This window comes from Caballeronia sp. (genome assembly GCF_028292365.1).
In the GTDB taxonomy this organism is placed as follows: domain Bacteria; phylum Pseudomonadota; class Gammaproteobacteria; order Burkholderiales; family Burkholderiaceae; genus Caballeronia.
In genome coordinates this window covers 1-9,754 of sequence record NZ_JAQGMM010000220.1, presented here as the reverse complement: position 1 = coordinate 9,754, position 9,754 = coordinate 1, and the positions used below count along the sequence as shown (strand labels likewise).

General features: G+C 60.0%; 8 protein-coding genes. 4 read left to right on the top strand and 4 right to left on the bottom strand.

What is annotated here, in order from left to right:
• From JWR14_RS13440 to JWR14_RS13425, 4 genes are all read right to left on the bottom strand, one after another.
• The coding region (locus JWR14_RS13440) for an ABC-F family ATPase (RefSeq protein WP_366144533.1) at nucleotides 1-1,339 on the bottom strand (1,339 nt) is incomplete at its 3' end.
• Between the two features lie 206 nt (nucleotides 1,340-1,545).
• Nucleotides 1,546-2,991: a threonine synthase gene (thrC, locus tag JWR14_RS13435; protein WP_299707223.1), complete on the bottom strand. Its 1,446-nt coding sequence runs from the start codon at nucleotides 2,989-2,991 to the stop codon at nucleotides 1,546-1,548.
• 9 nt (nucleotides 2,992-3,000) lie between these two features.
• The gene (locus tag JWR14_RS13430; protein ID WP_299707220.1) at nucleotides 3,001-4,317 is read right to left on the bottom strand and encodes a homoserine dehydrogenase; all 1,317 of its coding nucleotides are present in this window, start codon (nucleotides 4,315-4,317) and stop codon (nucleotides 3,001-3,003) included.
• Between the two features lie 26 nt (nucleotides 4,318-4,343).
• Nucleotides 4,344-5,582: a pyridoxal phosphate-dependent aminotransferase gene (locus JWR14_RS13425; protein WP_299707217.1), complete on the bottom strand. Its 1,239-nt coding sequence runs from the start codon at nucleotides 5,580-5,582 to the stop codon at nucleotides 4,344-4,346.
• A gap of 571 nt (nucleotides 5,583-6,153) precedes the next feature.
• On the opposite strand from JWR14_RS13425, the gene JWR14_RS13420 reads away from it, so the two are divergent.
• From JWR14_RS13420 to JWR14_RS13405, 4 genes are all read left to right on the top strand, one after another.
• Nucleotides 6,154-6,528 carry an Mth938-like domain-containing protein gene (locus tag JWR14_RS13420; RefSeq protein WP_299707214.1) on the top strand — a complete coding sequence of 125 codons (375 nt, stop codon included), beginning with the start codon at nucleotides 6,154-6,156 and terminating at the stop codon, nucleotides 6,526-6,528.
• A 417-nt stretch (nucleotides 6,529-6,945) separates the two neighbouring features.
• A complete protein-coding gene (locus tag JWR14_RS13415; protein ID WP_299707225.1) occupies nucleotides 6,946-8,619 on the top strand; it encodes a glycosyltransferase family 39 protein in 1,674 nt (557 codons plus the stop codon).
• Between the two features lie 119 nt (nucleotides 8,620-8,738).
• Nucleotides 8,739-9,110 carry an SMR family transporter gene (locus JWR14_RS13410; protein WP_158935396.1) on the top strand — a complete coding sequence of 124 codons (372 nt, stop codon included), beginning with the start codon at nucleotides 8,739-8,741 and terminating at the stop codon, nucleotides 9,108-9,110.
• A gap of 109 nt (nucleotides 9,111-9,219) precedes the next feature.
• The coding region (locus JWR14_RS13405; protein ID WP_299707208.1) for a DegT/DnrJ/EryC1/StrS aminotransferase family protein at nucleotides 9,220-9,754 on the top strand (535 nt) is incomplete at its 3' end.

The window sequence follows — 9,754 nt, the reverse complement described above, 5'->3', positions numbered from 1 at the left end:
TCATGCGGCCTTTCTCGCCACCTGAGAGCACCTTGACCGACTTCTTGATGTCGTCGGCGTTGAACAGCAAACGGCCCAGCGTGCCACGGACCATCTGGTCGTCATCGCCGTCCTGACGATACTGGTCGACCCAGTCGGTCAGCGTCTCGTCCTTCGGAAACTCTTCATACGTGTCCTGCGGCATATAGCCAACCAGCGCGTTTTCCGCCCACTTGACCGTGCCGCCATCCAGTTCGATTGCGCCCTTCAGCGCCCGCAGCAACGTGGTCTTGCCCGCGCCGTTCTCGCCGATGATCGCAATCCGCTCACCCGGCTGAACGCTCAGGCTGAAGTGGTTGAAGATGGTGCGGTCGTATTTCTTGGTGATGTTGGTCGCCACCACCGCGATGTTGTGCAGCTTTTTGTCGAAGTCGAAGCGAATAAACGGGTTCTGCCGCGACGACGGCTTGAATTCCTCAATCTTGATCTTCTCGATCTGCTTAGCACGGCTGGTCGCCTGGCGCGCCTTCGACTTGTTGGCCGAGAACCGGCGCACGAAGTCCTGGAGGTCGGCCACTTTGTCTTTCGCCTTCTGGTTCGCGCTCGCCTGACGCTCGCGCGCCTGGGCCGAAGCCAGCATGTAGTCGTCGTAGTTACCCGGGTACACCTTCAACATGCCGTAATCCATGTCCGCCATATGCGTGCAGACCTGGTTCAGGAAGTGTCGATCATGCGAAATGATTACCATGGTCGAGTTGTACTGATTCAGTATGTCCTCGAGCCAGCGAATGGAAGTGATGTCCAGGTTGTTGGTCGGCTCGTCGAGCAGCAATACATCCGGCTTCGAGAACAGTGCCTGCGCGAGCAACACGCGCAGTTTCCAGCCCGGAGCAACGTTGCTCATGGGACCGTTATGGTCCTCAATCGCAATGCCAATGCCCAGCAACAACTCGCCCGCGCGCGCTTCGGCCGTATAACCGTCATACTCGGCGAACTTCGCTTCGAGTTCGGCGGCATGCATGTAGTCGTCGTCGGTCGCGTCGGGATTCGCGTAGATGGCATCGCGCTCGGACATCGCGCGCCACATTTCCGTGTGGCCCATCATCACGACGTCGATCACGCGTTTGTCTTCGAAAGCGAACTGATCCTGGCTCAATTTGCCCAAGCGGATGTTCGGCTCCAGCATGACGTTGCCTGCACTCGGCTCAAGGTCGCTGCCGAGGATTTTCATGAACGTGGATTTGCCGCAGCCGTTCGCCCCGATCAGGCCGTAGCGATTTCCTTCCCCGAACTTGACCGAAATGTTCTCGAAGAGGGGCTTCGGCCCGAATTGCATGGTGATGTTGGCAGTAGACAGCACAGCGCGTCCTTTTGAATGGTATACGGCGAAAAACCTGCAATTTTAGCAGTTTTTGCGACGAATTGCGGCATTGCAGCGAAAAGCCGCACGCGCCAGTGCGTAGACCTCGCTTCTGGCAGTCCGCAAATGGCGCCGTGAGCGACGCCGCGCCGGGCGTTTCGGGCTGACTGAATCTGCCGAATCCGCTGGCGCCGCCCGTCCCAAGCCTAGATGCGTTCCGCGATATACGCCTTCACGAGACCCGCCTCGGCCGACACAATATCGAATTTCTGTGGCAATTCTTCGATACCGATAAACGCCGCCGGCCGCTCCGGTTCGCGCTCAAGCGCTTCGCGAATGGTTTCGCCGAATTTGATCGGCTGGGCAGTTTCCAGCACGATCATTGGCACGCCCGGGCTCAGGTGCTCGCGCGCAACCTTCAGGCCATCGGCCGTGTGGGTATCGATCATGGTGCCGTAACGCTTGAACGCGTCGCGGATGGTGTCCACCCGGTCCGCATGGCTGCTGCGTCCCGACACAAATCCAAATTCCTTCACTCGCGCAAAGTCGCCGCTGGCCGCGAGGTCGAATCCACCCTTTTCTTCCACGTCGCGGAAAAGCTGCAGCACGCGCGCGGGATCGCGGCCGAGCAGGTCGAACACGAAACGCTCGAAATTCGACGCTTTCGAGATATCCATGCTCGGGCTGGTTGTGTGATACGTCTCGGCCGCCGTACGCACGCGATAAATCCCGGTGCGGAAAAATTCGTCGAGCACGTCGTTTTCATTGGTGGCAACAACCAGTTGCTCGATCGGCAACCCCATCATCCGCGCGATATGCCCGGCGCAGACATTGCCGAAATTGCCCGATGGCACCGTGAACGACACCCGCTCGGCGTTCGACTTCGTCGCGGCGAAGTAGCCTTTGAAATAGTAGACGACCTGAGCCACCACACGTGCCCAGTTGATCGAATTGACCGTGCCGATCTTGTTGGCCGCTTTGAACGTGTGATCGTTCGACACCGCTTTGACGATGTCCTGGCAATTGTCGAAATTGCCGATTACGGCCAGGTTGTAGATGTTCGGATCCTGCAGCGAAAACATCTGCGCCGTCTGGAACGCGCTCATCTTCTGATGCGGCGACAGCATGAAAACGCGCACGCCCTGCTTGCCGCGCATGGCGTATTCAGCCGCGCTGCCGGTGTCACCCGAGGTGGCGCCAAGAATGTTCAGCGTCTGCCCCTCTTTAGCCAGCGTGTATTCGAACAGGTTGCCGAGCAACTGCATGGCCATGTCCTTGAACGCGAGCGTGGGGCCGTTCGACAATTCCAGCAGAGATACCGTTGTGCCGCCCTCTTCGCCCAGCGTCTTCAGAGGCGTGATCTGCGACGCGCTTTCATGATCCCGAACATTGCTGTACACGCTCGCCGTATAAGTACGGCGCGTGAGCGAGCGCAGGTCTTCGTCAGGAATGTCGTCGCTGAATTTGCGCAGGATTTCGTAGGCCAGATCCGCATAGGAAAGCGTGCGCCACGCAGTCAGTTCCTGCGCCGTGACGCGCGGATATTCAGCGGGCAAATACAGGCCGCCGTCCTTCGCGAGACCACCGAGCAGGATGTCGGAGAAAGTATGGCGCTCGCCAAAACCGGCGCCGCGCGTAGAGATGTAGTTCATTTCAAAGCCCTAGTTCAATCCTTCCATGCGCAGCTTCGTCACTTTCGAGACCACGGTGGAGAGCGCCTCGATCTGCGTGATCGCCGCGTTGATTTCCCGTTCGACCGTTTCATGCGTCAGCAGGATGATGTCGGTTTCGCCCTTGTCCTCACCGTCGACGTGCTCGGATTCCTTCTGCAGCAATGCGTCGATGGAAATGACCTTGTCGGCGAGGATCCGCGTGATGTTGGCGAGCACACCAGTGACGTCCGCTACGCGCAGACGCAGGTAGTAGCTGCTCGTCACTTCCTCGATCGGCAGGATCGGCGTGTTGGCGAGGCTGTCCGGCTGGAACGCCAGGTGCGGCACGCGATGTTCCGGGTCGGCCGTATGCAGGCGCGTGACGTCCACGAGATCGGCGACCACCGCCGACGCAGTCGGCTCGGCGCCCGCACCCTTGCCGTAATAGAGCGTGGTGCCGACCGCATCGCCATGCACGACCACCGCATTCATCGCGCCTTCCACGTTCGCCAGCAGGCGTTTTGCCGGAATCAGCGTGGGATGCGTGCGCAACTCGATGCCCTTCTCCGTACGCCGCGCGATACCCAGCAGCTTGATTCGATAGCCCAGCGCCTCGGCGTAGCGGATATCGATCGCGTCGAGCTTGCTGATCCCTTCCACGTAAGCGCGGTCGAATTGCACGGGCACGCCGAACGCAATAGCACTCATGATCGTGACCTTGTGGGCGGCGTCCACACCTTCAATATCGAAGGTCGGATCGGCTTCGGCATAGCCCAGTTCCTGGGCCGCTTTCAGCGCGGTGGCGAAGTCGAGGCCGCGGTCGCGCATCTCCGAGAGAATGTAGTTCGTCGTGCCGTTGATGATGCCCGCGATGTACTGGATCCGGTTGGCCGTCAGCCCTTCGCGCAGCGCCTTGATGATCGGAATGCCGCCTGCGACCGCCGCTTCGAACGCGACCATCACGCCCTTCTTGCTCGCCGCTTCGAAAATCTCGCTGCCGTGCACGGCGAGGAGCGCCTTGTTCGCCGTCACTACATGCTTGCCGTTGGCAATGGCGCGCAGCACCAGTTCGCGCGCGACGCCCGTGCCGCCAATCATTTCCGCGACGATATCGATGGAAGGATCGTCGACGACAGCGTTGAAGTCAGTCGTGACGTCGATGCCTTCAGCGCCCTGCACTTTCGACGGCGTACGCACCGCAATCCGCGTAATTTCGATGCCCCGTCCGGCGCGCCGTTTGATTTCTTCCTGATTGCGGCGCAGCACCGTGAAGGTGCCGCTGCCGACGGTGCCGAAGCCCAGCAGGCCAACTTTGATCGGTTCCATTGCAGCGTGAGTCTTATAAGAGAGGTTTAGACAGAGTGACGTTTTCGATAACCATCGAGAAAGCGAGCGATACGGTTGATGGAGTCAGCGAGATCATCCACGTTCGGCAGGAACACCACGCGAAAATGATCGGGCGTCGGCCAATTGAAGCCGGTGCCCTGCACAAGCAGAGTGCGTTCTTCGAGCAACAGGTCCGTAATGAACTGCTGGTCATCGACGATCGGATACATCTTCGGGTCGAGCTTCGGGAACATGTACAACGCCGCCTGCGGCTTCACGCAGCTCACGCCGGGAATGGCGGTGAGCATGTCGTAGGCGAGTTCCCGCTGCTTGAACAGGCGCCCGCCCGGCAGGATCAGGTCGTTGATGCTCTGGTAACCGCCGAGCGCCGTCTGGATGGCGTACTGCCCCGGCACGTTCGCGCACAGGCGCATGGAGGCCAGGATGCCGAGCCCTTCCATATAGTCATGGGCAATACGACGGTTTTCACCTGTCAGTCCGGAGATGAACATCCAGCCCGCGCGATACCCACAGGCCCGGTAACTCTTCGACAAACTGTTGAATGTGACCGTCAGCACGTCTTCCGACAACGCCCCGACGGCTGTGTGCTTGAGGCCGTCGTAGACGATCTTGTCGTAGACCTCGTCGGCGAAAATGATCAGGCCATGCTTGCGCGCCAGTTCGATCATCTCCAGCAACAGTTCGTCCGAATACAGCGCGCCCGTCGGATTATTCGGATTGATGATGACGAGCGCTTTCGTATTCGGCGTGATCTTCGAGCGCAGGTCGTCGAGATCGGGCATCCAGCCGGCGGATTCGTCGCAAAGATAATGCACCGGCGTGCCAGACGACAAGCTCACGGCAGCCGTCCACAGCGGATAGTCCGGTGCGGGTAGCAGCACTTCGTCGCCGTCATTGAGCAAGCCCTGCATGGCCATCACGATCAACTCGGACGCACCGTTGCCAATGTAGATGTCGTCCAGTTCAACGCCCGCCACGCCCTTTTGCTGGGAGTAATGCATGATCGCCTTGCGGGCGGCGAACACACCTTTCGAGTCCGAATACCCCGACGAAGTAGGCAGGTTGCGGATCATGTCCTGGATGATTTCGTCCGGCGCATCGAAGCCGAAGGCAGCCAGGTTGCCAATATTGAGCTTGATGATCCGGTGGCCCTCGTCCTCCAGCCGCTTCGCGTGCTCGAGCACGGGACCGCGGATGTCGTAACAGACGTTCTGCAATTTATTGGATTTTAGAATCGGTTTCACGGCGGGAAAGCTCACTGGGTTACTGGAAATCAGGCTCTGGATCAGGAAAAACGGCAAATAGAGTTGACAAGTCAGGTCCGCGGACCCGACGTAACGCCGGCAATGCCGTTGTTTTCCGTTGTCTTTGCCCGGCGCTTCAGGCGCGGAGCGTGAAAACACGTCGAACCGAGACCTTAAACGGATCGGACACCGCGCAGAAACCCTAAGTAGCAACGCGGAACAGGCAGTCTAGCGAAAATGCGTCGGATAGAGGCAGGTTTGGGCGGAATCGTGTGAGCTTATGGCCATCGGGCCAAGGCAAAACGCCCGATTGCGTGTCGGCAAGCAGCTTGTGGCGGCACGCGATGCATCGCGCCGCCCGGGCTCGCAACCCGCTGGCGGCTGAAAAGTTATAATTTAGCGGATTATCCGTGACTTTCGCAATGCGCCACCGGCAAAACGCGTGCACATCGGCTTCATTTGGGTGCTCGCTCGAGCCGATGAAAGCTGCATTGCGCGTCAGGCCATCCGGTTGTAGCAAGCCTCTCGCGCAGTCACTTCTCGCCATCAACTTGCCTGTCGGAATACCGATTTGAAATTACATCAGGAAGCCAGCGGCGCGCTCAATACCATCACGAGTTACGGCGCCGATTACGTCGCGATCAATCTGCAACGCCATGAAGGCAGCATCATTGTGATGCCGGAAACGCCGGTGATCGCGTGGCCCGTGTCGTCGTTCGAGGCGCTGACGCCGGAAGATTTTGACGCGCTCATCGCGATCGCACCTGAAGTCGTCGTGTTCGGCAGCGGTGCGCGCCTGCGTTTTCCGCATCCGCGACTCATCGCCAAGCTCTCCCAGCAACGCATTGGCGTGGAGACAATGGATTTCGGCGCCGCATGCCGTACTTACAACATTCTCATGTCGGAAGGCCGCCGGGTCGCGGTTGCGCTGCTGATCGAAACGTAGTCTCGGCTGACCAGTGGAAGCCGGTACGAACGGCCGCGGCAACGCTTCAACGCGGATTCCATGCGCCAGTGCGATAAACTGCCGCCCGGCGTCGATATAGGTACGGCTATGGGCACCGGTAACGCCTGTTTTCTGCGCACCGCAGGACGACGCACCGCCCGCGACCGCTCGCCGAGACGCACAAGCACTGGCCGTTTGGCTGGCTTGTGCGCTTGATCGAAGCAGGGGAACCTGCAGGGGCTGGCCGCGCGCCGAGCGCGCCGGATACGCGGCGAAGCTTGCCCCAAACGCGCCTAAAGGTGCCCGAACGTGCCTGAATGGGCCAATTAAGCCGGCCTTAAGCCCCAATGCGCCAAACTCGAGCCCCCCATGGATTTTGCTAGCGCCGCGAAAGTGGCATCGGACAGGTCGACCCTCATGAACGATACGCCTTCCCGGCTACCGCTCACCCGCCTCTCGCTTCTGTTGCTGATCGCGGCACTTGCCGTGATCTGGTTCGCGCCGCTGGGACTGCGCCATCTCGTCCCGAGCGATGAAGGCCGTTACGCAGAAATGGCGCGCGAAATGTTCGTGACCGGCGACTGGATCACGCCGCGTTACAACGGCTACAAGTATTTCGAAAAACCCCCGTTGCAAACCTGGGCGAACGCACTGACGTTCGCGTGGTTCGGCATCGGCGAATGGCAGGCACGGCTGTACACCGCGTTGACCGGCTTTACCGGCGTGCTGCTGATCGGCTATACCGGCGCGCGCGTGTTCAACGGCGTAACGGGGTTTTGCGCTGCCGTCGTGCTCGCGACTTCGCCTTACTGGAACCTGATGGGCCATTTCGATACGCTCGACATGGGTCTGTCGTTCTGGATGCAACTCACGCTCTGCAGCTTGCTGCTGGCACAACGTCCGAACCTGCCTGGGCCTCAAGTCCGCCTCTGGATGTGGCTTTGCTGGGCCGGCATGGCGCTCGCCCTGTTGTCAAAGGGGCTGGTCGGCCTGATCCTTCCGGGCGCGGTGCTGGTGCTCTACACCTTGATCGCGCGTGATTGGGCGCTGTGGCGTCGGCTCTACATTGGCAGCGGCTTGATCCTGTTCCTGATCATTGCCGCGCCGTGGTTCGTTCTGGTCCAGATCAAGAACCCGGAGTTCCTGAATTTCTTTTTCATCGTGCAGCAGTTTGCGCGATATCTGACCCCCGAACAGAACCGGCCCGGTGCGTTTTATTACTTCGTACCGGTGCTGATTGTCGGATTCCTGCCCTGGCTCTCGGTAACGTTCCAGAGCGTCCGGCACGCGCTGAAGGTATCGCGCCAGCCGAACGGCTTCGCGCCGGTCACGCTGCTCCTGGTCTGGTCGGCGTTCATCTTCTTGTTCTTCAGCGCGTCGCATTCGAAACTGCTGTCGTACACGCTACCGATCGCGCCTTCCATTGCGTTGCTAATCGCTATCTACCTGCCGTTGCTTACGCGCGCCCAATGGCACAAGCACCTGACCGGATACGCGGTGTTTCTGGTCGTGGCAGCTTTTGGCGCGATCTTTTTGGGCCGGATGGGCGGAGGCCACACGCCCAATGCGTTGTACAAGGAATTCCAGGTCTGGGTGTACGCCGCGCTCGCCGTGGCCTTTGTGTTCACGCTGGCTGCCATCTGGCTGAACCGGCGTAGTTCGATGGGTGGCGTCGTGCTGCTGGGAACCGCGTGGCTGCTAATGGGCACGATCGCCGGCACGGGCCACGACGTGTTCGGCCGCGAAAGCTCGGGCGTGCAGTTGGTGCCCGCGGTGAAAGCCGCCATGGCCCGATTGCCCGCCGACACACCGTTCTACTCGGTCGCCAAGCTCGACCACACCATGCCGTTCTACCTGGGCCACACCATGATCATGGTCCAGGAACCCGACGAGTTGCAGTTCGGCGTCACAACGGAGCCCCAGAAGTGGGTGCCGACCATCGACGAATGGATTCAGCGCTGGGACGCGCAACGCTACGGTCTTGCGCTGATGCCACCCGGCCGCTACGACGAGTTGCTGGCGAAGCAGGTGCCCATGCAGGTCATTGCGCGGGACGACCGAAGGGTGATAGTCGAGAAACCGCAACCTTGAAACAATGCCGCCGTGTGTTGGTCTGAGCACCGGCCGGCCAGCGAATACAGAAGCCGGAGACGCCTCCAAGCCTTACCGCTTCGCCGCGCTCCGCTAAAAAATCCCTATTACGGCCAACGATGAACCCGATATCCTTCATTTGCATCATCACCGGCGTCATGCTGAACGCCGGTGCGCAGTTGCTGCTCAAAGCGGGTGTAAACGCCGTGGGCCATTTCGAATTCACCCCGGCGAACATCGTGCCGATCGGTTTCAAGATCGCGACGCAATGGCCAATCATCGGCGGACTGGCGTGCTATGTGTTCAGCGTCGTCGTGTGGATCGTGGGATTGTCGCGGGTCGACGTTTCAATCGCGTACCCCATGCTCTCGCTCGGCTATGTAGTAAACGCGTTCGCGGCGTGGTACTTGTTTGGCGAAATCCTGTCATTGCAACGATTAGTAGGCATCGGCATTATCCTGATCGGCGTCGTGGTCCTGACGCGCGGTTGAGGGCCTCAGCGCCGGCCCAGCCGCTTGAGCGGGCCTGCTTCCGGCTGACACTGTGCATCAAAGACTTTGCTTCAAAGATCTCACCGTTCCATTCCTTCGCAGAGCTTCCATGACCCAGAACTCGCCTTCTAGTACGCTTCCCTTTCTGCCTTTCGTGCGCGCCGAAATCGACGAAGAGACGATCCAGGGCGTTGTCGACGTGCTGCGTTCAGGCTGGATCACGACGGGCCCGCAAAACCAGCAGTTCGAAGCCGAACTGTCCGCCTATTGCGGAGGCCGGCCGGTACGCACGTTCAATTCCGGCACGGCGACCATGGAGATCGGCCTGCGGATCGCGGGCGTAGGCGAAGGCGACGAAGTGATCACCACGCCCATGACCTGGGTCTCGACCAGCAACGTGATCATTGAAACAGGCGCTACACCGGTGTTCGCGGATATTGACCCGGTCACGCGCAATATCGACCTGGACTTGCTGGAAAAGGCCATTACGCCGCGCACCAAGGCAATCCTGCCGGTATATCTCTCGGGCCTGCCCGTGGACATGGACCGGCTGTACGGCATTGCGCGCGAGCATGGGCTGCGGGTGATCGAAGACGCGGCCCAGGCGTTTGGATCGTCCTGGCGCGGCCAGAAGATCGGTGCAT